23 protein-coding genes are annotated in these 22,187 nt (G+C 62.4%); 19 read left to right on the forward strand and 4 right to left on the reverse strand.

The features are described 5' to 3' along the window. The first annotated feature begins 49 nt into the window (after positions 1-49). Together KUV39_RS06200 and KUV39_RS06205 are read left to right on the forward strand one after the other, a co-directional pair. A complete protein-coding gene (locus tag KUV39_RS06200) occupies positions 50-922 on the forward strand; it encodes a 50S ribosomal protein L11 methyltransferase (RefSeq protein WP_008559202.1) in 873 nt (290 codons plus the stop codon). A 104-nt stretch (positions 923-1,026) separates the two neighbouring features. Further along, positions 1,027-1,371: a hypothetical protein gene (locus KUV39_RS06205; RefSeq protein ID WP_037302551.1), complete on the forward strand. Its 345-nt coding sequence runs from the start codon at positions 1,027-1,029 to the stop codon at positions 1,369-1,371. Positions 1,372-1,615: 244 nt separating this feature from the next. On the opposite strand, the gene KUV39_RS06210 is transcribed toward KUV39_RS06205, so the two are convergent. Continuing rightward, complete coding sequence (locus KUV39_RS06210; RefSeq protein ID WP_008560004.1) at positions 1,616-1,834, reverse strand: DUF1127 domain-containing protein; 219 nt, start codon at positions 1,832-1,834, stop codon at positions 1,616-1,618. Positions 1,835-2,218: 384 nt separating this feature from the next. On the opposite strand from KUV39_RS06210, the gene ruvC reads away from it, so the two are divergent. The 17 genes from ruvC (at position 2,219) to folD (ending at position 18,431) form a co-directional block, all read left to right on the forward strand. After that, positions 2,219-2,716: a crossover junction endodeoxyribonuclease RuvC gene (ruvC, locus tag KUV39_RS06215; protein ID WP_008561008.1), complete on the forward strand. Its 498-nt coding sequence runs from the start codon at positions 2,219-2,221 to the stop codon at positions 2,714-2,716. Then, the gene (gene ruvA / locus KUV39_RS06220; protein WP_046210722.1) at positions 2,713-3,402 is read left to right on the forward strand and encodes a Holliday junction branch migration protein RuvA; all 690 of its coding nucleotides are present in this window, start codon (positions 2,713-2,715) and stop codon (positions 3,400-3,402) included. The genes ruvC and ruvA overlap by 4 nt, the downstream gene beginning before the upstream one ends. 106 nt (positions 3,403-3,508) lie before the next feature. Next, positions 3,509-4,540 (forward strand): Holliday junction branch migration DNA helicase RuvB, encoded by a 1,032-nt coding sequence (gene ruvB / locus KUV39_RS06225; protein WP_046210909.1) that lies wholly within the window; start codon positions 3,509-3,511, stop codon positions 4,538-4,540. A gap of 308 nt (positions 4,541-4,848) precedes the next feature. Then, the gene (locus tag KUV39_RS06230) at positions 4,849-5,517 is read left to right on the forward strand and encodes a hypothetical protein (RefSeq protein ID WP_046210723.1); all 669 of its coding nucleotides are present in this window, start codon (positions 4,849-4,851) and stop codon (positions 5,515-5,517) included. Positions 5,518-5,552: 35 nt separating this feature from the next. After that, complete coding sequence (gene ybgC, locus KUV39_RS06235; RefSeq protein WP_008559577.1) at positions 5,553-5,939, forward strand: tol-pal system-associated acyl-CoA thioesterase; 387 nt, start codon at positions 5,553-5,555, stop codon at positions 5,937-5,939. Positions 5,940-6,053: 114 nt separating this feature from the next. Continuing rightward, positions 6,054-6,749 (forward strand): protein TolQ, encoded by a 696-nt coding sequence (gene tolQ, locus KUV39_RS06240; protein ID WP_008559788.1) that lies wholly within the window; start codon positions 6,054-6,056, stop codon positions 6,747-6,749. A gap of 3 nt (positions 6,750-6,752) precedes the next feature. Then, positions 6,753-7,241 carry a protein TolR gene (gene tolR, locus KUV39_RS06245; protein ID WP_222459266.1) on the forward strand — a complete coding sequence of 163 codons (489 nt, stop codon included), beginning with the start codon at positions 6,753-6,755 and terminating at the stop codon, positions 7,239-7,241. A gap of 13 nt (positions 7,242-7,254) precedes the next feature. Next, on the forward strand, positions 7,255-8,421 hold the full coding sequence (locus tag KUV39_RS06250) for an energy transducer TonB (protein ID WP_222459267.1): 1,167 nt from the start codon (positions 7,255-7,257) through the stop codon (positions 8,419-8,421). A gap of 23 nt (positions 8,422-8,444) precedes the next feature. Further along, a complete protein-coding gene (gene tolB / locus KUV39_RS06255; protein ID WP_390655219.1) occupies positions 8,445-9,758 on the forward strand; it encodes a Tol-Pal system beta propeller repeat protein TolB in 1,314 nt (437 codons plus the stop codon). Positions 9,759-9,886: 128 nt separating this feature from the next. Then, positions 9,887-10,396, forward strand: coding sequence for a peptidoglycan-associated lipoprotein Pal (gene pal / locus KUV39_RS06260; RefSeq protein ID WP_222459268.1), 510 nt, complete (start codon positions 9,887-9,889; stop codon positions 10,394-10,396). 10 nt (positions 10,397-10,406) lie between these two features. Continuing rightward, the gene (gene ybgF / locus KUV39_RS06265) at positions 10,407-11,264 is read left to right on the forward strand and encodes a tol-pal system protein YbgF (RefSeq protein ID WP_008559124.1); all 858 of its coding nucleotides are present in this window, start codon (positions 10,407-10,409) and stop codon (positions 11,262-11,264) included. 65 nt (positions 11,265-11,329) lie between these two features. Beyond that, on the forward strand, positions 11,330-12,514 hold the full coding sequence (tilS, locus tag KUV39_RS06270; RefSeq protein ID WP_082095541.1) for a tRNA lysidine(34) synthetase TilS: 1,185 nt from the start codon (positions 11,330-11,332) through the stop codon (positions 12,512-12,514). Between the two features lie 80 nt (positions 12,515-12,594). Then, positions 12,595-14,514, forward strand: coding sequence for an ATP-dependent zinc metalloprotease FtsH (gene ftsH / locus KUV39_RS06275; RefSeq protein WP_008560072.1), 1,920 nt, complete (start codon positions 12,595-12,597; stop codon positions 14,512-14,514). A 164-nt stretch (positions 14,515-14,678) separates the two neighbouring features. Further along, positions 14,679-15,257, forward strand: coding sequence for an MOSC domain-containing protein (locus KUV39_RS06280; protein WP_222459269.1), 579 nt, complete (start codon positions 14,679-14,681; stop codon positions 15,255-15,257). Positions 15,258-15,459: 202 nt separating this feature from the next. Beyond that, the gene (locus KUV39_RS06285) at positions 15,460-17,136 is read left to right on the forward strand and encodes a formate--tetrahydrofolate ligase (RefSeq protein WP_008563068.1); all 1,677 of its coding nucleotides are present in this window, start codon (positions 15,460-15,462) and stop codon (positions 17,134-17,136) included. Positions 17,137-17,196: 60 nt separating this feature from the next. Then, positions 17,197-17,502 carry a chorismate mutase gene (locus KUV39_RS06290; protein ID WP_222459270.1) on the forward strand — a complete coding sequence of 102 codons (306 nt, stop codon included), beginning with the start codon at positions 17,197-17,199 and terminating at the stop codon, positions 17,500-17,502. A 38-nt stretch (positions 17,503-17,540) separates the two neighbouring features. Continuing rightward, positions 17,541-18,431, forward strand: a complete 891-nt coding sequence (folD, locus tag KUV39_RS06295; RefSeq protein ID WP_008559906.1) for a bifunctional methylenetetrahydrofolate dehydrogenase/methenyltetrahydrofolate cyclohydrolase FolD — start codon at positions 17,541-17,543, stop codon at positions 18,429-18,431. Positions 18,432-18,520: 89 nt separating this feature from the next. On the opposite strand, the gene KUV39_RS06300 is transcribed toward folD, so the two are convergent. From KUV39_RS06300 to KUV39_RS06310, 3 genes are all read right to left on the reverse strand, one after another. Further along, complete coding sequence (locus tag KUV39_RS06300; protein ID WP_222459271.1) at positions 18,521-18,928, reverse strand: PaaI family thioesterase; 408 nt, start codon at positions 18,926-18,928, stop codon at positions 18,521-18,523. An 89-nt stretch (positions 18,929-19,017) separates the two neighbouring features. Further along, entirely contained in the window at positions 19,018-19,686 is a 669-nt protein-coding gene (pdeM, locus tag KUV39_RS06305; RefSeq protein ID WP_222459272.1) for a ligase-associated DNA damage response endonuclease PdeM, read from the reverse strand. 54 nt (positions 19,687-19,740) lie between these two features. Continuing rightward, positions 19,741-22,158 (reverse strand): ligase-associated DNA damage response DEXH box helicase, encoded by a 2,418-nt coding sequence (locus KUV39_RS06310; RefSeq protein ID WP_222459273.1) that lies wholly within the window; start codon positions 22,156-22,158, stop codon positions 19,741-19,743. Between the last annotated feature and the right edge of the window lie 29 nt (positions 22,159-22,187).

Here is a 22,187-nt window from a genome sequence, read left to right on the forward strand (position 1 = left end):
GACCCGCCGCTCAGCCTAGGCGCTGTGCAACCAATGTCCGGAGACAGCCATGCCCACCTTTACCGCCCTGACCACCCTGACCGGAAAAGCCGCCGCCGAAGCGCTTGGCGAGGCGATGGAGCGTCTGACGCCGGAACCCACCGGTCTTGGCGTCTTTGAGGTCGAGGATGATTCCGGCCTGTGGGAAGTGGGCGGTTATTTTCTGGAAACCCCGGACGAAGCCGGTCTCGCGCTTCTGGCAAAGATGTTTGATGCCCAGCCCTTCGTGATCTCCGAACTGCCGGAAACCGATTGGGTCGCGCATGTCCGTCGTGAACTGGCCCCGGTCGAGGCCGGTCGTTTCTTTGTTTACGGCAGCCATGACGCCGACAAGGTGCCCGCCGACCGCATCCCGCTGCTGATCGAGGCGGCGATGGCTTTTGGCACAGGTCACCACGGCACCACCCTGGGCTGCCTGAAGGCACTGGACAAGCTGATCACAGACGGGTTTGTCGGCCACAAGGTGGCTGACATCGGTTGCGGCACCGCAGTTCTTGCGATGGCAGCAGCGCGGGTCTGGGACGGTCAGATCCTGGCCAGCGACATCGATCAGGTCGCCGTCGAAGTGGCCGAAGCCAACCTCAAGGCCAACGACATGGAAGGCGCTGTCGACTGCATGGAAGCAGCCGGTTTCGACGCCCCCGCCCTGGCAGAGGCTGCGCCTTTTGATCTGATCTTCGCCAACATCCTCAAGGGGCCTCTGGTTGCGCTCGCGCCCGATGTGGCGGCCCATCTGCGCGACGAAGGTTACGCGATTCTGTCCGGTTTGCTGAACGATCAGGCCGAAGAGGTGATGACCGTTTATGCACAAAACGGCATCAATCTTGTCGAACGCACCTCCATTGGTGACTGGACAACCCTGCTTTTGCAGAAAAAGGGCTGAATCGCTCGCATTTGTTGAGCATTTTAATGAAGCGCCCCAAAATCGACGCATTACCTACCTAGGCTTTAACCAGCTGATGGTGGGAGCCATAGCGAGGTTTTGGTATGGGTGAGCAAAGTAACAACTTTTATGCACGTCTTGAGCGTCTCGAGCAAAAGCACGAGGCCATGTCACGTGGATACACTGCACGGGTGCGGTCTGATGGTCTGATTGTGGTTTCTCCACGCAGGCTTCAGTCCCGGATTTCCGGCCGTTCCGTCGTTCTCTTTGTTGCCGCCTTTTTGCTGTTCAAGGGCTTCCTGATGGCCGCCCTTGGATTTGGCAGCTACGACTTCCGTGTCGATCAGCTACGAGCCGGATCCGGCCTTGAAAAGGCCGGTGCATTTGTCATGCAACGGGATCCGGTATCTCAGTTCATCGCGGAAAAGATCGGACCTGTGCTGCGGTAGAGGGGCCGGCTGACGGATCGCGTAACGGGCGCTGGGGGGCATCCGTTACATCCGATTGCGCAGCTATGTCCGCCGCATCAGGGTCGCGCCACAGACAGGCGCTGACCATTCCGACCTCGACAAAAGAAAACGCCGCACTCCGAAAGGAGGCGGCGTTCTTCTTTTCCAGCACCTGACCGAGGGAGGAGACTGCCCGAGGGAGACCAGGCAGGGCAGGTGCGGAAAATGTCGGTCTTGAACCCGATCAGTAGGCAGAGCGACCTTCGGCAACGACGTCGATGTCGCTGCGGGTCATGCCGATGTCGGCCAGCTCGCGGTCGGTCAGTTTGTTCAGCGCATTGCGGGTCATGCGTGCGTCGTTCCAGTCAACAACGGTGGAAACAACAGCGCCAAAAACTGCGGCGACACGGCCAAACAGGTTGCCGGAGCCATAGGTGGTGCGGGTGGTGTCAAATGCGGCCATGTCCTCGTCCTTTCGAGTTCTGGAATTTCTGTGATGCCATGTGGCGATGGACGGCAGATAGAGACGGAATCTGACGCGCACAATCGCTGAAAACGCATGTGTCCCATGCGCAAACTGCATGGCTTATTGCCCTTAAAAACAAGGGAATTCCCTGCATCTTTTGGCGTATTGCGGGCAATGTCCGTTTCCGAAATACGGGAGGTCGCTTTCAGAACAGGTTTGGCCCATTTTGACCCTGATCCACCCGGTGCGATGCCGTGATGAGGGGGCGGATTGCTGTCTTGTAACCGGTGAAAGCGGTTGGATATGTTCGCGTTTTGTGCTAATCCTGCGACAAATATGACCACCCGGATTGTCGCCGGGGCAGGCAGGGATAGGGCAGACATGCGAATACTTGGCATCGATCCGGGGTTGCGGAACCTCGGTTGGGGCGTGATCGAATCACGCGGCACCCGCCTGTCCCATGTCGCAAACGGTGTCTGCACCTCTGACGGGGATGATCTGGGCGAACGTCTGCTGTCGCTCCACAATCAGGTGATCGAGGTGATAGAGGCCTACCGCCCCGATCAGGCCGCCATCGAACAGACCTTCGTCAACAAAGACGGCGCCGGCACGCTGAAACTGGGGCAGGCGCGGGGGGTTGCGCTGATGACGCTGGCGCAGGCCGGTCTGCCAGTTGGCGAATACGCCCCGAACCGGGTGAAGAAAACCGTGGTCGGGGTTGGTCACGCGGCCAAGGAACAGATCCTGCATATGGTGAAACTGCAGCTGCCCGGGTGCCTGCCAAAGAATGCCGACGCGGCAGATGCTCTGGCCATTGCCATCTGTCATGCGTTTTATGGGGGCACACAGGCCCGCCAGCTGAAGGAGAAACGCGCGTGATCGGAAAACTGACCGGACGACTGGAATACCGCAGCAGCGACCACGTGCTGATCGATGTACGCGGCGTGGGCTATATCGTCTATTGCTCCGAGCGCACGATGGCCGCTCTGCCGGGCGTGGGTGAGGCCGTTGCGCTTTATACCGATATGGTGGTGCGCGAGGATCTGATGCAGCTTTATGGCTTTCCCTCGCTGGTGGAAAAGGAATGGCACCGCCTGCTGACCTCGGTGCAGGGGGTGGGGGCCAAGGTCTCTCTGGCGATCTTGGGCGCGCTTGGTCCCGATGGCGTCAGCCGCGCGATTGCACTGGGCGACTGGGCCGCCGTAAAGGCCGCCAAGGGCGTTGGCCCCAAGACCGCGCAGCGCATCGTGCTGGATCTGAAGGACAAGGCACCGGGCGTGATGGCGATGGGTGGCACCGTGGCAGACGCGATGGATGGCCCCGGTTTGGATGTGGTCGAACCCGCCGATCCGGTGGAGCCTGCGAAAAAGCCCCGCAAGGCCCCGCCAAAGCAACCCTCCGGTGCCGCTGCGGCCTCTGCCGGTGCGCTGTCGGCCCTTGGCAATCTCGGCTATGGCCCGTCAGATGCCGCAGCAGCGGTTGCAGAGGCGGCGGCCACCTATCCAGACGCCAACGAGGCAGAGCTGATCCGCGCCGCCCTGCGTCTCCTGGCGCCGAAGGGGTGAGGCGTATGGGCGTTAAATTTCAATGTATCGCCCGACCGCCCGCATGGGCGGGCGCTTCGCTTCCACCCGCGGCCGGGTGCTGCTCTTTATGCCAGGGGAAATGATTATGATTGACGCCGATCCCACCCTGCGCCCCGCGCCCCTGCCCGAAGACAGCGCCGCCGAAAATGACCGCGCCTTGCGTCCGCAGGGGCTGGGGGAGTTCATCGGCCAGGCCGAGGCTCGCGCCAACCTGCGCGTCTTTATTGAATCCGCGCGCCGCCGGGGCGAGGCGATGGACCACACGCTGTTCCACGGGCCTCCGGGCCTTGGCAAGACCACGCTCGCGCAGATCGTCGCGCGTGAACTGGGCGTGAATTTTCGCATGACATCCGGCCCGGTGCTGGCCAAGGCCGGCGATCTGGCGGCAATCCTCACCAATCTTGAGGCTCGCGACGTGCTGTTCATCGACGAAATCCACCGGCTGAACCCGGCGGTGGAAGAGGTGCTCTATCCGGCGATGGAGGATTTCGAGCTGGATTTGGTGATCGGCGAAGGGCCGGCCGCGCGCACCGTGCGGATCGAGCTGCAGCCCTTTACCCTTGTTGGCGCGACCACCCGCATGGGGCTCCTGACGACCCCCCTGCGCGACCGTTTCGGCATCCCGACACGCCTGCAGTTCTACACCATTGACGAGCTGTTCGAGATTGTCAGCCGCAATGCCCGCAAACTGGGCGCCCCCGCCGATGACGATGGCGCCCGCGAGATTGCGCGGCGCGCCCGCGGCACCCCCAGGATCGCAGGCCGGCTCCTGCGCCGCGTCGTGGACTTCGCGGTTGTCGAGGGCGATGGCACCATCACAAGGGATCTGGCCGATGGCGCGCTGACGCGTCTGGGGGTGGATCAACTGGGGCTGGATGGCGCCGACCGCCGCTATCTGCGGATGATCGCTGAGAACTATGGGGGCGGTCCGGTCGGGATCGAAACCATGTCCGCAGCCCTCAGCGAAAGCCGCGATGCGCTGGAAGAGGTGATCGAGCCCTACCTGCTGCAACAGGGTCTGATCCAGCGCACGCCACGGGGTCGGATGCTGGCCCACAAGGCCTGGGAGCATCTTGGAATGCGCCCACCGCGCACCCAGGGCGATTTGCTGCTATAGCGCGTCAGTTGTCGCGTATCGGCGTCAGGTAGCTATCAGCCTGGCGCAACCCCCGCGTCAAAGCCTTAAGGTGGATTTGAAAAATTCATTTCAATTTTAGCGTATGTTTCGCACGCGAAACATTTGGTCATGGCTGCTGACCTACGTGGCAGGCTCTCGAATGAGGCGCCGCGCCAGACGCGGCGCTGCCTCCGGCGGGGATATTTCAGGCCAGAAGATGCAGGGCGGCGGCAGGTCGCAACCCTTGCCGTTGAGCCCGTGAGCGGGCATTAAGCCCCCATAGGACCGCAGTCTGAGTAGAGAGCCGCATGATGACCCCAGCCGAGATCGAAGCCCTGTTTACCCGCGCGGACGGGTCTTATGCCTTTGCCCGCTGGGGGCGGCCCATCGCGCCGATCGTCTTTGGCGTAGAGGACAGCACGCTGGCCACCGTAAAAGGCGCGATCGAGGCGGTGGTGACGCTCGCCGGACACCAGATGGCAGAGACCGATCCGGAGCTGGGTTCCAACCTGATGGTGTTCTTTTTCCGCGATTGGGACGAACTGATGGGTGTGCCCGATCTGGACCGGCTGATTCCGGGGCTTGATCCCTTGCTGGCGCGGCTGAAGGCAGCGGATGCCAGCCAGTACCGCGCCTTTCGATTTGACGATCAGGGGGCCATTCAGGCCTGTTTCGTCTTCCTGCGCATGAGCGGTGCGATGGCCAAATTGCCAGCCGAGACCCTGGCCCTGACGCAGGCGGTTCAGGCGATCCTGATGTGGGGCGACAGCGCCTTTGCCGAGACCTCGCCCCTGGCCGTGATCCCGGACAGCGGCGCCACCATCCTGCGCCCTGACATCGCGGGTGTCATCGCCGCGGCCTACGACCGGATGATGCCGGTTGCCGCCGCTGACCCGTCACATGCGCTGCGGCTGTTTGCGCGTCTGCAGGCCCCGATTGATCCGCCAGCGGGTGACCCTGGACCCACCAAACACTGACCGACCACAGGCCCGCCCCGCAGGAGACCGCCCCAATGATCCATCGCTTTCCGGTACGTGTGTACTATGAAGACACCGACATGGGCGGGATCGTCTATCACGCCAACTATCTGCGGTTCATCGAACGCGCCCGCAGTGACTGGGTGCGCAATCTGGGCAATGACCAGAACGCCATGCGCGACGCCGGACTGATCTGGGTGGTGCGCCGGATTGAGGCAGATTACCTCGCGCCCGCCAAATTCGACGAAGAGCTGTTGATCGAAACCGAGGTGAAAAAGGTCACGCCTGCGCGGCTCACCATGTCGCAGCAGGTGTTTCGCGGCGAGACAGAGCTGTTTCGAGCCGAGGTCACGGTGGTTTGCGTGAACGCGGCGACAGGCGCGCCGATCCGGCTTCCGGCAGAGATTCGCGCATTGCTGTAACAATTCCTGCCGTCACAGCTGTTTCATTGGCTTTTGGCCTTGAACTGCGTTAGCCTTTTGCCAAATGAAAGCCGAGAAACGGCTGAAAAACGGCCAAAAACATAGAGCAGGTCCATGGAAGCAGAAACTCTGGCGTTGGCGCAGGAGATTGATTTCTCCATGTGGGGGCTATTCGAACGCGCGACGGTCACCGTCAAGCTGGTGATGGTGATGCTGGTGGCGTCCTCCATCTGGTCCTGGGCCATCATCCTGCAAAAGCTCATCAATTATCGTCAGGCCCGCCGGGAGGCGGCAGAGTTTGACCGCGCTTTCTGGTCGGGCGAGCCGCTGGATGGGCTGTTTGACGACATCGGCCCACAGCCAAAGGGCCAGTCCCAACGCATTTTTGCAGCTGGCATGACCGAATGGCGCCGCAGCCACCGCACCGACGGGGCGCTGATCGCGGGCGCGCAGGCGCGGATCGAACGGTCGATGGATGTTGCCATCGCCAAGGAAAGCGAAAGCGTCCAAAGCGGTCTGTCTATCCTCGCGACCATCGGCTCGACCGCCCCATTTGTCGGTCTCTTCGGGACTGTCTGGGGCATCATGACGGCGTTCATCGAGATTGCAGAACAGCAAAACACCAACCTCGCCGTCGTGGCGCCGGGTATTGCCGAGGCGCTGATGGCGACGGGGCTTGGCCTGCTGGCGGCGATCCCGGCGGTGATTTTCTACAACAAACTCAGCGCTGACAGTGATCGCATCATTGGCAGCTACGAGGCATTTGCCGACGAGTTTGCAACCATTCTCAGCCGTCAGCTGGATTCCTGAGCCATGGGTGCGTCGGTTCAGCCCAATGCCGCAAACGGGCGGCGCCGGGGGCGGCGGCGCAGCCGTGCGCGTCCCATGTCGGAAATCAACGTCACACCTTTTGTTGACGTGATGCTGGTGCTGCTCATCATCTTTATGGTGGCGGCCCCCTTGCTGACCGTGGGCGTGCCGGTTGAGTTGCCCAAAACCGCAGCTGGCGCGTTGCCGGGAGACGAGGAAGAGCCGCTGACCGTTACCATGACGGCGGCTGGCGAAATTCAGATCCAGACAACGCCGGTGACCGCGGATGAGCTGGTGGCGAAACTGCGCGCCATCGCGGCAGAGCGGTCATCGGATCAGGTCTTTTTGCGCGCTGATGGGGCGATCCCGTATGAGGCGGTGATGCAGGTGATGGGCGCTTTGAACGCAGGTGGATTTTCCAGCGTTGGCCTGGTGACGGATGTGGGTGGCCCGACCCTTGATGGGCGGGCTGTCGACGACAGCGGTCAATAAGCGGGGCACGGGTGTGCAGACCGGAACCAAGATCTCTCTTGCAGGCCACGGATTGCTGGCGGGCTGGGTTGTGTTCGGCGCCTGGTTTCCGTCGGAACCGCTGCCGATGGCAGTGCAGGACGTATCCATCATCTCAACCGAAGAATTCGCCCGCCTGAGCCAGCAGCGCGCTGCGCCGGTGATTGCGGATAGCGCTGCGCCTTTGACCCCGCCAGAGACGGAGACCCCGCCGGAGGTCACACCGCCCGCTGCGCCTGCCGAACCTGCGGTGACGCAACCCGACCCCGTCACGCCACCTGCGCCGGATCCCGAAGTGGCCGAGGTGCCAGAGCCGCAGCCAGAACCGACCCCGCCGGTGACAGCGCCTGCCGCGCCAGAGCCGCCGCAGACACCAAGCGTTGTGCCCGATGTGGCAGAAACCCCGCAGCTGCGTCCAACCGATCGTGTGGCGCCAACACCGGTTGCGCCGCCAGAGCCGGACGTGCGCATTGACGATGTCGCACAGCCCGAAATCGCCACTGCACCCGGCAGCGAGACCAATCAGGACGCGCAGGAAGAAACCGCCGAAGCGGCGGCCAACGATCGGATCGTGACCGAAGAGACAGAGGCCGATACCGATCAGGTCGCAAGCGCCGCGCCAGAGCGATCCCTGCGCCCGCAGGCCCGCCCCAATCGCCCAGCACCCACGCCCGAGCCGGAGCCCGATCCCGCGCCGCAGACCACGGCCGCGCGCGAACCAGAGCCCGCTGCACCGTCGGAGCCCGAACCGCAGGAAGATCGGGCCGCCGCGGTTGAGGATGCGTTGGCGGCTGCGCTTGCAGGCGGAGGGGATGTTGTTGCGCCCGAACCTTCGGGGCCACCGCTGACCTGGGGTGAGCGAGAGGCGCTGCGCCTTGCGGTGCAGAACTGCTGGAACGTCGGGGCGCTGTCGTCAGAGGCGCTGCGCACCACCGTCGTGGTGGCGCTGTCGCTGACGCCTGATGGCCACCCGGAGGAGGGCAGTATCCGCCTCTTGTCCAGCACCGGCGGATCCGGCGCTGCGGCCAATCAGGCCTTTGACGCGGCACGACGGGCAATTATGCGCTGTGGTGCGCGTGGTTTCCAACTTCCGTCTGACAAATACGCCCAGTGGCGTAATATCGAAATGACCTTCAATCCCGAAAGGATGCGGAACAGATGAGAACATATCTGGCGAGCCTTGCGATGGGTGCGGCCCTTGTGGGGGCGGCGATCATGGGGACCGGACAGCCGGTCAAGGCGCAAGATGGCCCCCTTCGGATCGAGATCACCGATGGTGTCATTGAACCGCTGCCTTATGCGGTGCCCGACTTTGTGCCCGAAACCCCTGCCGCTGCTGAACTGGCGCGGGAAATCTCGCGGGTGATTGCCGCAGATTTGAGCGGGACGGGCCTGTTCCGCGAGATCCCGGCATCGGCGCATATCTCGAAGATCAGCAATTTTGACAGCCCCGTCAGCTATGCCGACTGGAAGGCGATCAATGCTCAGGCGCTGATCACTGGCGGGCTGAGCGTCAATGGCAACAGGCTGACGGTGCGGTTCCGCGGTCACGACGTGTTTGCAGAGAAAGAGCTGGGCAGCGGCCTGCAGTTTGCAGGCACCACCGACGGCTGGCGCCGCATGGCCCATAAGGTGGCGGATGTCATCTATAGCCGCATTACCGGCGAAAGCGGCTATTTCGACAGCCGTGTGGTGTTTGTCTCCGAAAGTGGCCCGAAGAATGACCGCCGCAAGCGGCTGGCGATCATGGATTATGACGGCGCAAATGTTCAGTATCTGACCAACAGCGCCTCTATCGTGCTGGCGCCGCGGTTTTCGCCCACCGGCGACCGGGTTCTTTACACCAGCTACGAAAGCGGCTTTCCCCAGATCCATGTTCTGGATGTGGGCAGCGTTCAGCGGCGCGTGCTGTCTTCGGACAATGGCATCATGAGCTTTGCGCCGCGCTTTGCTCCGGATGGGCGCACGGTGGTCTATTCGCAGGCGCAGGGCGGCAATACCGACATCTACACGCTGGACATCAACAGCGGCGCGCGCCAGCGCCTGACCAGCGCCCCCTCGATCGAGACGGCACCGTCCTATTCCCCCGATGGCAGCCAGATCGTCTTTGAAAGCGACCGGTCCGGTGCGCCGCAGCTTTATGTGATGCCCGCCTCCGGCGGAGAGGCCCGGCGGATCAGTTTTGGGGCAGGGCGCTATGGCACCCCTGTCTGGTCCCCGCGCGGTGATCTGATCGCCTTTACCAAGCAGAACAAGGGCCGGTTCCATATCGGGGTGATGCGCACCGATGGCAGCGAAGAGCGCCTGTTGACCGCCTCCTTCCTGGACGAGGGGCCAACCTGGTCGCCCAATGGACGGGTCATCATGTTCACCCGTGAAACCCAGGGGGAAAACGGGCGTGCGCTTTTGTATTCGGTGGACATCACGGGCCGAAACCTCAAGCCTGTGCGCACCCCCGATGGGGCGTCAGACCCGGCGTGGTCTCCGCTTCAGAATTAAACTGGCAGATCGCCCGTGACCCTTTGGCGGGCAGGGCGATCACCGAGATGTAACAAGACCAAAGTGGCACCCGCACCGGGCCTGTGTTAAATCTGGTGCAACAAATGGAATGGGACGAGGCGTTTAAGATGAGTGGTTTGAAGAAGGCATTTTTGGTGGCGGCTCTCCTGGGGCTTGCGGCATGTAGTGGCAACCCTTGGGATGACACAGACGCCTATGGTGGCAGCGGTCCGGGCGCAGGGATTGGGGCGCCAGGGCAGCTTGACCCGCAAAGCCCCGCGTATTTCCAGCAGGAAGTCGGCGACCGTGTGCTGTTTGCCGTCGATCAATCCACCCTGTCTGAGGCGGCCAAGGCCACTTTGGCGGGGCAGGCGCGCTGGCTGACGTCCAACCCGGATTACATCGTGACCATTGAAGGCCACGCCGATGAGCAGGGCACCCGCGAATACAACCTTGCACTGGGCGCTCGCCGCGCCAACGCCGCGCGGGAATTTCTGATTTCCCAAGGTGTTGCAGGTAGCCGCTTGCAAGTCGTCTCTTATGGCAAGGAACGCCCGCTGGAGATCTGCTCGAACGAGGCCTGCTATGCCAAGAACCGCCGCGCCGTCACGGTGCTGGCAGGTGGGCTGACAGGATAAGGGGATGCGGATGCGTTCTTTTGTTCCTGCCGCGGCCACCGCGCTGAGCCTGGCATTTGCGGTTGCGATCACCCCGCTGAAGGCGACAGCGCAGGATCAGCAGACCCTTGCAGACATCCGGCAGGAGCTGACGATCCTGCATGTGGAAATCCAGCGCCTGAAGCGTGAGATGTCCACCACGGGTAGCCCGCAGGTCAACCTGTCGGGCAACAGCGTTCTGGATCGTGTCACCGCCATCGAAGAAGAGCTGCAGCGCCTCACCGCCCAGACGGAACAGCTGTCCTTCAAGGTCGAGCGTGTTGTGCAGGACGGGACCAACCGGATCGGCGATCTGGAGTTCCGTCTGGTTGAGCTGGAAGGCGGCGATATCTCTCAGCTTGGCGAAACCACCACGCTTGGCGGTGTGGATCTGCCAGAAGGCGGAACGGGCGCGGAACCCGCCCTGCCTGCAACGCCGGGATCGGCGCCTGCCGATACCGAGCTGGCGGTTGGCGAGCAGCGCGACTTTGACGCCGCCAAGGCCGCCCTTGATGAGGGAAGCTATCAGGCGGCGGCAGAGCAGTTTGTTGCCTTCACCCTGGCCTATCCCGGCAGCCCGCTGACCTCTGCGGCGGAATACCACCGCGGCAAGGCGCTGGATGGGCTGGGCGACACCCGTGAAGCAGCGCGTGCCTATCTGGCCGCGTTTTCCGCCAACCCGGCAGGTCAGACGGCGCCGGATGCGCTGTTTGAACTGGGGGCTGCGTTGGGGCGTCTGGGCCAGACCAGTCAGGCCTGCGTGACCCTGTCCGAAGTTGGGGGGCGGTTCCCCGCCTCCGAGGCCGTGGCCGCAGCAGAGGCTGAACGCGCGAAACTGGCCTGCAATTGAGCGGGCGAAGGCGCGATATCCATGCCGTCGTGCGGGAGCAGTTCAGATCTGCCCTGCCGGCGCGCATGGGCGTCGCGGTCTCTGGTGGGGGCGATTCGATGGCGCTCCTGCATCTGCTGCACGATTGTTTTGCAGATGTCGGCGTGACGCTTTGTGTCGCGACGGTCGATCATGGTCTGCGTGCTGGCTCGCATGATGAGGCGATGATGGTGGCGGCTGAGGCCGCAAAACTTGGCCTGTCCCACGATGTTCTGGAATGGCGGGATCGCCCGGAAGGGGGCAACCTGCAGGATGAAGCGCGCAATGCGCGTTATGGTCTTTTGACCAATTGGGCGCGGATCAACGATCTGTCGGTCATCGCTCTTGGCCATACGGCGGACGATCAGGCCGAAACCCTGCTGATGCGCCTTGGCCGGGCCTCTGGCGTGTCGGGTCTGTCGGCGATGCCGCGTATGCGGGCGATGGATGGCGTCTCTCTGATGCGCCCCCTGCTGGATGTGACCCGTGACCAGCTGCGGGCCTATCTGCGCAAGAAACAGGTCGCCTGGGTCGATGACCCAAGCAACGAAGACACGCGGTTTGAGCGGATCCGCATTCGTCAGGCAATGGCGTCTCTGGCCCCGATTGGCCTGACGGTGGAACGTCTGGCTGCGGTGGCGCAGAATTTGGGTGCCGCCCGTGAAGCGCTGGATTGGTATACGTTTCTTGCCGCGCGCGAGATGCTGGAGATCCGCGACGGTGCCATTGTCATCGACCAGCGGGAGTTTCGCACCCTGCCGGATGAAATTGCGCATCGTCTGCTGGTACGGGCGGTGCAATGGGTTGGTGGCGCTGTCTATCCACCGCGGCGCGATCCGATGATGCAGGCGCAACGGACGGCCCGTCAGGGTGGCTCCTTTACCCTTGCAGGCTGCCGGATCCTGACGCGGGTGCAGAAAGTCTGGATCTGCCGGGAGGTAAAGCGCGTGGCTGACGAGGTTGTCGAACCCGGCGCCACCTGGGACGGACGCTGGCGGATTTATGGCGGCGACATCCACGGCCATCAGGTGCGCGCGCTTGGTTCCGTCGGGCTGGCACAGGTGCCTGACTGGCGCAGCACGGGCCTGCCCGGACCGGTTCTGGAAGCCACGCCGGCGGTCTGGCAGAACCACCATCTGGTGGCCGCACCATCGGCAGGTTTTGCCCAAGGATGGATCGCGGAAGAGGTCCGCAACGGCGAAGAGTTCTTCGCAGCTCTTTTATCGCATTGAACCTTATCGAAGGATCCCTATTTTAAGGGACAACGAAGGCCCCCTTGCAGGGTGGTCTCGAATTTTGGGAGATTTTTTCCTTGGGCAACGTACGTAATATCGCCTTCTGGGTTGTTCTGTTCGTTCTGGTGCTGGCGCTGTTCAATCTGTTCAGTGGTTCCGGCAGCACCATGCAGAGCCGTGAGCGGACCTTTTCCGATTTTGTCAGCGCTGTTGAAAACGGCAATGTCAGCACTGTGACCCTGGATGGGGAACAGGTGCGCTATACCACATCGGACGGCCAGAACTTCATAACCATCAAGCCCGGCGACGCCGAGGTGACGTCGCTTCTGATCCAGAACGATATCCCCGTGCGCGCCGAGAAACAGCAGCAGTCCGGGTTCCAATCCTTCCTGCTGACGCTGTTGCCGTTCCTTCTGCTGATCGGTGTGTGGATCTATTTCATGAACCGCATGCAAGGTGGCGGCAAAGGTGGCGCCATGGGCTTTGGCAAATCCAAGGCCAAGATGCTGACCGAAAAGCACGGTCGGGTAACGTTTGATGACGTTGCAGGCATTGATGAGGCCAAGGAAGAGCTTGAGGAAATCGTGGAATTCCTGCGCAATCCGCAGAAATTCTCGCGTCTGGGCGGCAAGATCCCCAAGGGTGCGCTGCTTGTTGGCCCTCCGGGTACCGGTAAGACACTGCTGGCGCGCGCGATCGCGGGCGAGGCCGGGGTTCCGTTCTTTACCATCTCCGGTTCCGACTTTGTCGAGATGTTCGTGGGTGTTGGCGCAAGCCGCGTGCGCGACATGTTCGAGCAGGCCAAGAAAAACGCGCCCTGCATCGTCTTTATCGACGAGATCGACGCCGTTGGTCGCCACCGTGGCGCAGGCTACGGCGGCGGTAACGACGAACGCGAACAGACCTTGAACCAGCTGCTGGTCGAAATGGACGGCTTTGAGGCCAACGAGGGTGTTATCATCCTTGCGGCCACCAACCGCCGCGATGTTCTGGACCCCGCTTTGCTGCGTCCGGGCCGTTTTGACCGCAACGTGACCGTTGGCAACCCTGACATCAAGGGCCGCGAAAAGATCCTGGGCGTTCATGCGCGCAAGACCCCGCTTGGCCCCGACGTCGATCTGCGCATCATCGCACGCGGCACGCCCGGCTTTTCCGGTGCGGATCTTGCGAACCTCGTCAATGAGGCCGCTTTGATGGCAGCGCGCGTGGGTCGCCGGTTTGTCACCATGGAGGACTTCGAAAACGCGAAGGACAAGGTGATGATGGGGGCAGAGCGCCGGTCGATGGTGCTGACCCAAGACCAGAAGGAAAAGACCGCCTATCACGAAGCAGGTCACGCCGTTGTCGGCCTTGAGCTGCCGCTGTGTGATCCGGTCTACAAGGCGACAATCATCCCGCGCGGTGGTGCATTGGGTATGGTTGTTTCGCTGCCGGAAATGGACCGTCTGAACTATCACCGTGACGAGTGTCAGCAAAAGCTGGCGATGACGATGGCGGGCAAGGCCGCTGAGGTCATCAAATACGGCGAAGACCATGTGTCCAACGGCCCGGCAGGTGACATTCAGCAGGCGTCGGCGCTGGCGCGGGCGATGGTGCTGCAGTGGGGCATGTCCGACAAGGTTGGCAACATCGACTACCGCGAAGCGGCAGAAGGCTATTCGGGCAACACCGCTGGCTTCTCGGTTTCGGCCAACACCAAAGAGCTGATCGAAGAAGAGGTGAAACGCTTTATCCAGGAGGGGTATGCGCGTGCGCTGCAGATCCTGAAGGACAAGAACACCGAATGGGAGCGTCTGGCGCAGGGGCTTCTGGAATACGAAACGCTGACCGGTGACGAGATCAAGCGCGTGATGAACGGTGAGCCTCCGCATTCTGATGATGGTGAAAGCGATGACAGTGATGCGGGCAACGCATCGGTCACTGCGATCCCCAAGGCAAAGCCGAAGAAAACCACTTCTGAGGATGATGGCGGGCTAGAGCCGGAACCCTCCTCTTGATCGCTGCAGGATCAGAACCCTGAAAACGCTGAACCCGGATGTCTGACCAGACGTCCGGGTTTTTCATTTTCGCAAAAGGGTTTGGGGCAATTCGCCCTTTCTATTCCGGCCGTGCGTTCCTAGGGTTGGCGCAATCAGTGATGGTGCAGGGAAGGAACGAGACCATGCCGGTTTTGCGGGAAACAGAATTCGTCGCAGAAATCACGTGGCTTGGGCATGTTCCACAAGAGACCGGCGGCTTGCGGTCGGTTGCAGATCAGGCGCTGACCCTTGGCTTTGATGGTATCGCAGGTGAGCGCCATCAGGGTGCGCTGCGCAAGTCCTGTGGGCGGGTGCGCAATCTGCATCCAGAGGGAACCGAGATTCGCAATCTTCGTCAGGTGAGCATCCTGTCGGCAGAAGAGATGGCGCAGATGGCCGCCGTCATGGGGATGGAGACGCTGGATCCGATCTATCTGGGCGCCACGATTGTCCTGAAAGGCATTCCCGATTTCAGCCACATCCCCCCATCAAGCCGCCTGCAGGGGCCGGATGGCGTGACGTTGACAGTGGATCTGGAAAACCGACCCTGCATTTTTCCGGGCAAGGAAATTGAGAAAGATCACAAGGGCTTCGGTCCAAAGTTCAAGCCAGCGGCAACCGGTCGTCGCGGTGTGATGGCCTGGGTTGAGCGCCCCGGGGCGCTAAAAATCGGCGATCAACTGCGTTTGTTTGTCCCCGATCAGCCCGCCTGGAGGGGCTGAGTCGGTCCCGCATTGACGCGCATAGACGTCAGAGCGGCCGGATAGGCGATCTTTGACTGCCCTAGCGTGAATGAACGCCGTTTCAATGCACCATCATGTCGGAAATCACGCGCACAGAATGTCGCAGAAGAGCTAAGTCTGGCGGGAAACCGGCACGGCTGTGCCGTTACTTTTTGCGACCTCAAAATTCAGGAACCCTGACATGAGCTACAAGTCGGATATTGAAATCGCCCGCGAGGCGCAGAAGCGCCCGATCCAGGAAATTGGTGAAAAGATCGGCATTTCCAGCGCCGACCTGCTGCCTTACGGCCACGACAAGGCGAAGGTAAGCCAGGACTTCATCAACTCCGTCCAGGACAAAGAAGACGGCAAGCTGATCCTCGTGACCGCGATCAACCCGACGCCTGCGGGCGAAGGCAAGACCACCACCACCGTTGGTCTGGGTGACGGTCTGAACCGCATCGGCAAAAACGCGATGATCTGTATCCGCGAAGCGTCCCTGGGCCCGAACTTCGGCATGAAGGGTGGCGCTGCTGGTGGCGGTTACGCACAGGTTGTTCCGATGGAGGAAATGAACCTCCACTTCACCGGTGACTTCCACGCCATCACCTCTGCCCACTCGCTGCTGTCGGCAATGATCGACAACCACATCTACTGGGGCAACGAGTGCGAAATCGACATCCGTCGTGTTGCATGGCGTCGTGTGGTCGACATGAACGACCGTGCTCTGCGTCAGATCACTGCGTCTCTGGGTGGCGTGTCCAACGGTTTCCCGCGTGAAACCGGTTTTGACATCACCGTGGCGTCCGAAGTCATGGCGATCCTCTGCCTGGCCAACGACCTCAAGGATCTGGAAAAGCGCCTGGGCGACATCATCGTGGCTTACCGCCGCGACAAGACCCCGGTTTACTGCCGCGACATCAAGGCAGAAGGCGCAATGACCGTTCTGCTGAAAGACGCGATGCAGCCGAACCTGGTGCAGACCCTAGAAAACAACCCGGCGTTTGTTCACGGTGGCCCGTTCGCAAACATCGCCCACGGCTGTAACTCCGTGATCGCAACCAAGACCGCGCTGAAAGTGGCTGACTATGTTGTCACCGAAGCAGGCTTTGGTGCGGACCTCGGTGCCGAGAAGTTCATGAACATCAAGTGCCGCAAGGCAGGCATCGCGCCCGACGCGGTTGTTCTGGTTGCGACCGTGCGCGCGATGAAGATGAACGGTGGCGTTGCCAAGGCCGACCTCGGCGCGGAAAACGTCGAAGCGGTCAACAAAGGCTGTGCAAACCTCGGCCGTCACATCGAGAACGTCAAATCCTTCGGCGTGCCGGTTGTGGTTGCGATCAACCACTTTGTCACCGACACCGACGCAGAGATCCAAGCGGTCAAGGACTATGTTGCGACCCACGGTTGCGAAGCGGTTCTGTCCCGTCACTGGGAACTGGGTTCGGAAGGCTCCGCTCCGCTGGCGGAAAAAGTCGTCGAGATCGTCGAAGGTGGCTCTGCCAACTTCTCCCCGATCTACCCGGACGAAATGCCGCTCTTCGAGAAGATCGAAACCATCGCCAAGCGCATCTACCGTGCTGACGAGGTTCTGGCCGACCAGAAGATCCGCAACCAGCTGAAAGAGTGGGAAGACGCGGGCTACGGCAACCTGCCGGTCTGCATGGCGAAGACCCAGTACTCCTTCTCCACCGACCCGAACCTGCGCGGCGCACCGACCGGTCACTCGGTTCCGGTTCGCGAAGTTCGCCTGTCCGCAGGTGCCGGCTTCATCGTTGTGGTCTGCGGTGAGATCATGACCATGCCGGGTCTGCCGCGCAAACCTGCGTCGGAATCGATCCGCCTGAACGAAGCAGGCCAGATCGAAGGCTTGTTCTAAGGCCTGAAATAGGCAATCTGCGGCCCGGGGAGCCTCCCCGGGCCGCAGGAGTTTGAAGCGATGACTGAACGACACCCGCCGCAGGACTGTGCCGACATGGCAACGTTGCGGCAGCAGATCGACCAGCTGGACCGTGAACTGATCGCGCGTCTGGCCGAGCGGGCCAGCTACATCGACCGCGCGATCGAGCTGAAGACGGAGAACGGCTGGCCAGCCCGCATCCCGGCCCGTGTCGAAGAGGTGGTCATGAATGCCCGGACCACAGCCGAGGCCACAGGGCCAGACCCTGATCTGATCGAAACGATCTGGCGGCAGCTGGTGGACTGGTCGATTGCCCGCGAGGCGCGGGTGATCCGCGAGGAGTAACGCGCAGCCCCCTGGCGCGCAGCAAGAGGACAAAAGCAATGGCAGCGAATATCATCGACGGGAAGGCCTTTGCCGCCACCGTGCGTGAGAAAGTGGCAGGCCACGTGGCCCGTCTGAAGGAAGAGCACGACATCACCCCCGGTCTGGCGGTTGTGCTGGTGGGCGAAGACCCCGCATCCCAGGTCTATGTGCGCTCCAAGGGCAAGCAGACCGTTGAAGCGGGCATGAACTCCTTTGAGCACAAGCTGGACGCGGATACGTCCGAGGCGGATCTGCTGGCTGTTGTCGATCAGCTGAACAAGGATCCTGCCGTTCACGGTATCCTCGTGCAGCTGCCGCTGCCGGGTCATCTGAACGAAGACCTGATCATCAACTCCATCGCGCCCGAAAAGGACGTGGATGGGTTCCACATTTCCAACGTGGGCCTTCTGGGCACTGGCCAGAAGTCCATGGTGCCCTGCACCCCGCTGGGCTGTCTGATGATGCTGCGCGACTATCACGGTTCGCTGTCGGGTATGGATGCAGTTGTGATTGGCCGCTCCAACATCGTCGGCAAGCCGATGGCCCAGCTGCTCTTGGGCGATAGCTGCACCGTGACCATCGCGCACAGCCGCACCAAAGACCTGCCGGACGTCGTGCGTCGCGCAGATATCGTGGTTGCCGCTGTGGGCCGCCCCGAGATGGTGCCCGGTGACTGGATCAAGGAAGGCGCCACCGTGATTGACGTGGGCATCAACCGGATCGAACGTGACGGCAAGAACGTGCTGGTGGGTGACGTCGATTTCGCCTCCTGCGCCGAACGCGCAGGCGCGATCACCCCGGTGCCGGGCGGCGTTGGTCCGATGACCATTGCCTGCCTGCTCGCGAACACCGTGACCGCCTGCTGCCGCGCCAATGGCCTGGCAGAGCCGGAAGGGCTGACCGCCTGAAGCGCAGACCACTGAGGTCCGAACAGATCTGCTCCCGCCGGAACGCCTACGGCGGGAGTATTTTTTTGGAAAAGTGACAGGTGCCCCGATCAGCGCGTGACCTGCACCATCGTGCCCTGCAATAGGGCGACGAGCTTTTCTTCGGGGCCGGTGATCGCGTGGACCTCGGCTGTGACAATCACCAGACGACGGCCGGGTTTGATCACCTTGCCCGTGGCACGCAGATAGTCCCCTGCGCCGGGTGCGAGCAGGTTGATCTTCATCTCGGCTGTCATCACCTCGCTGTCTTCGGGCATCAGCGTGAGGGCCGCATAGCCCGCAGCGCTGTCCCCGATGGCAAAGCTGAGCGCGGCATGGGCGACGCCATGCTGCTGGCGGCTGCCCGGCAGGATGGGGGCGGTGATGGTGACGCTGCCCTGACCCACATCCGTGATTTCGGCCCCCAGTGTCTGCATCATCGTCTGGCTGGAAAAGCTGTTGCGAATGCGGTTGTCCATCTGTGCGCTCCCTCATCTGGTCTGGTGCAGGCTACGGTGAAATGCGCAACCTGGGGCCGTGACGTTGCGCCACGGGCGGGCGTGGCCCGTTAGCGTGGCATCGGGCAGGGCAGGGCGCGGGGGCCGGTGAGGATGGCGAGGGCCTCACTTGCCATCAGGCCGCGCAGTGCGGCATGTGTTGTGCACAGACCACCCGTATAGGTGCCAAAGGCGGGCAGGATCAGCCGCTGATGATCCAGGAGAAAAGCCGGGCGGGAGGCGCCGCGCAGGCGCACCTTTGGGTGGTAATGGCCTGTGACCTCGCCCGCTGCGTGCGGCTGTGGCGAAAACCCCGGCTCGGCGATATGGCGAAAGATCAGTGGCCCCAGCGAAAGCGTGTTTCGCGTCTCGCCCCCCAAGCCGACAGGGGCGGGGTCGTGATTGCCGGTGATCCAGATCCAGCGGCGCTGCGCCATCAGTGCCTCAAGCGCTGAGCGTTCGCTCTCTGCCAGGGCCTGAACTGCCGCGTCATCATCGAAACTGTCCCCCAGGCAGATCACGGTCTGCGGGGCCAGATTGCCGATCAAAACGCCAAGGCGATCCAGCGTGTCACGGGTTTCATAGGGGGGCAGGGCCGCACCACCACAGCGGAGATGGCGTTCGGATTTGCCCAGATGCAGGTCAGAGACGCAAAGCAGCTGCTGTGCAGGCCACCACAGCGCGCCTGCGCCAAGGGCAATGAGATCTGCGCCAGCAAAGGAGAAGGAATAGCCGCTCATGGTCTGGTGATCGCCGGTTTTCAGGGCAGGTGCAAGGGGCGTGCGTTCGGCGTATCAGCCGGGCAGATTGGTGAGCCCTGCGCGTCGCATCATCTCTTCTGTTTCGCGTTCCAGGAGCTTTTCCTGCGCAGCCCCTTTGACGGGCACCTTGCCAACCTCCAGCAGAAGCGGGGCCGCCAACGGAGAGATCCGGTCAAGTCGAAGAAGCCGGGTGCGGCCGCGGGTGCGGGCCAGCATCTCCTCGATGCGGCCAAAGTCCACCAGACCGCTCAGCGCCTCCTGCCGGGTGATCTGCATAAGCAGATGGTCGGGATCATATTTGCGCAGCGTGTCATAGAGGATGTCGGAGGAAAAGGTCGCCTGCCGCCCGGATTTGCGCTGTCCGGGGGTGTTGCGTTCAATGAGCCCAGCAATGGTGGCAACGGCGCGAAAACTGCGTTTCATCACGGCATTGCCCGCCAGCCAGCCATCCAGGCCGTCCCGCAGCGCCTGTGCATCAAAGAGCGGTTCGGCATCCGTGATCTCCTCCAGCCCCCAGATGAGCGTGGCATAATCGGTGGCGACGAACCCCAGCGGGTCGAGGCCCAGCTCCTCCATCCGTTTGGTGAGCAACAGGCCCAGTGTCTGCATCGCGTTGCGCCCGGCAAAACCATAGACGCAGAGGTATTCGCGGCCTTTGAACGGAAAGCTCTCCAGCAACAGTTCACCCCGCCGCGGCATCTGTGACACAGAGCGTTGCAGCTCCAGCCATTGGGCCGTGTGGGGGGGGAGGTCGGGCCAGTTGTCCTGCTTGAGGATGGTCAGGATGCGGTCGCTCAGCTGGGTTGATGTGGCGAATTTCGTGCCGGAGAAGACCGCGACCTTGGGGGTTTTGCTGGCGTTTCGGCTGACCTCTACCGTCATTTCGCGCAGGCCCTCATAGCGTACGATCTGGCCGCCGATCAGAAAGGTGTCGCCCGCGCTGAGTGTGGCGGCAAAGCTTTCCTCGATTTCACCAAGAGGTTTTCCGCCGCGGCTGCGTTTCAGCCGCACTTTGAGTAGGTCAGCGTCCTGGATGGTGCCGATATTCATGCGGATGCGACGCGCAGCGCGCGGGTCGCGCAGTTGCCACTGGCCATCGGGGCGTTGCAGCAGACGCTGCCATTGGTCATAGGCCCGCAAGGCGTAGCCACCGGTTGCGCAGAAGGCGAGACAGTCGTCGAACTCTTCGCGACTGAGCGCGCTGTAGGCCCCGACGGAGGTGATCTCGGCAAAGAGGGTTTCAGCGCAGAAGGGGCCGGCGCAGGCGCGGATCAGGATATGCTGGCACAGCACATCGCGCGGGCCGTGTGTGCGGGGCGTGCCATCCAGCGTGCCTGCCTCGACGGCCTGCAGAGCGGCCTGACATTCCACCACTTCAAATCGGTTGGCTGGCACCAGAAGCGCCTTGGAGGGGGCGTTGTAGCGGTGGTTGGCCCGGCCGATACGCTGCACCAGTCGTTTGACGTTCTTTGGTGCGCCGATCTGGATCACCAGATCCACGTTGCCCCAGTCAATCCCCAGATCAAGCGAGCCGGTGCAGACAACGGCGCGCAGTTCGTTTCGCACCATCGCAGCCTCGACCCGTTCGCGTTGGGCCCGATCCAGAGAGCCGTGGTGAATGCCGATCGGCAGGCCATCGTCATTGGCGAGCCAGAGGTTGCGAAAAAAGATCTCTGCCTGGGCGCGGGTGTTGTGAAAGATCAAGGTGGTCTGGTGCGCCTTGATCTGCTCCAGCACGGCGGGGATGGCATGGGCCGCGCCGCCCCCCGCCCAGGGTGGGGCGGCATCGGTCTGCAGCATCCGGATATCGGGCGCGGGGCCGGGATCGGCGAGCACGATATCACAAGGGTCGGGATGACGGGCCAGATAGTGGGCGATGGCGGCGGGGTCATCCACCGTGGCAGAGAGGCCAACGCGGCGCAGATCGGGGCAGAGCGCCTGCAGCCGGCTCAGCGCCAGCATCATCTGATCGCCACGCTTGTTTTCCGCAAGCGCATGGATTTCGTCGATGACCACCCGTTTCAACCCGGCAAACATGCGCGGGGCATCCTCGTATGAGGTCAGCAACGCAAGGCTCTCTGGGGTGGTGAGCAGGATATGGGGGGGATCGGCGCGCTGGCTGCGGCGGCGCGATGATGGCGTGTCGCCGGTGCGGTCATCAATGCGGATGGGCAGGCCCATCTCGTCGACAGGTGTGCGCAGGTTGCGTTTGATGTCCGCTGCCAGCGCCTTGAGCGGCGAGACATAGAGCGTATGCAGCCCGTCATGAGAGCCGGCCGCGAGCTCTGCCAAAGTCGGCAGAAACCCGGCCATCGTCTTGCCGCCGCCGGTGGGCGCAATCAGCAGGGTTGCAGGATCATTGGCGCGCGCCAGCATGTCCTGCTGGTGCGGATGGATGGTCCAGCCACGCGAGCTGAACCAAGTGGTGATAACATCGGGAAGACGGCTCATCCGACTTATCTAGGCGCGGGTGCAGAACT

This window comes from Phaeobacter italicus (assembly GCF_019801785.1).
GTDB classification, from domain to species: Bacteria; Pseudomonadota; Alphaproteobacteria; order Rhodobacterales; family Rhodobacteraceae; genus Phaeobacter; species Phaeobacter italicus.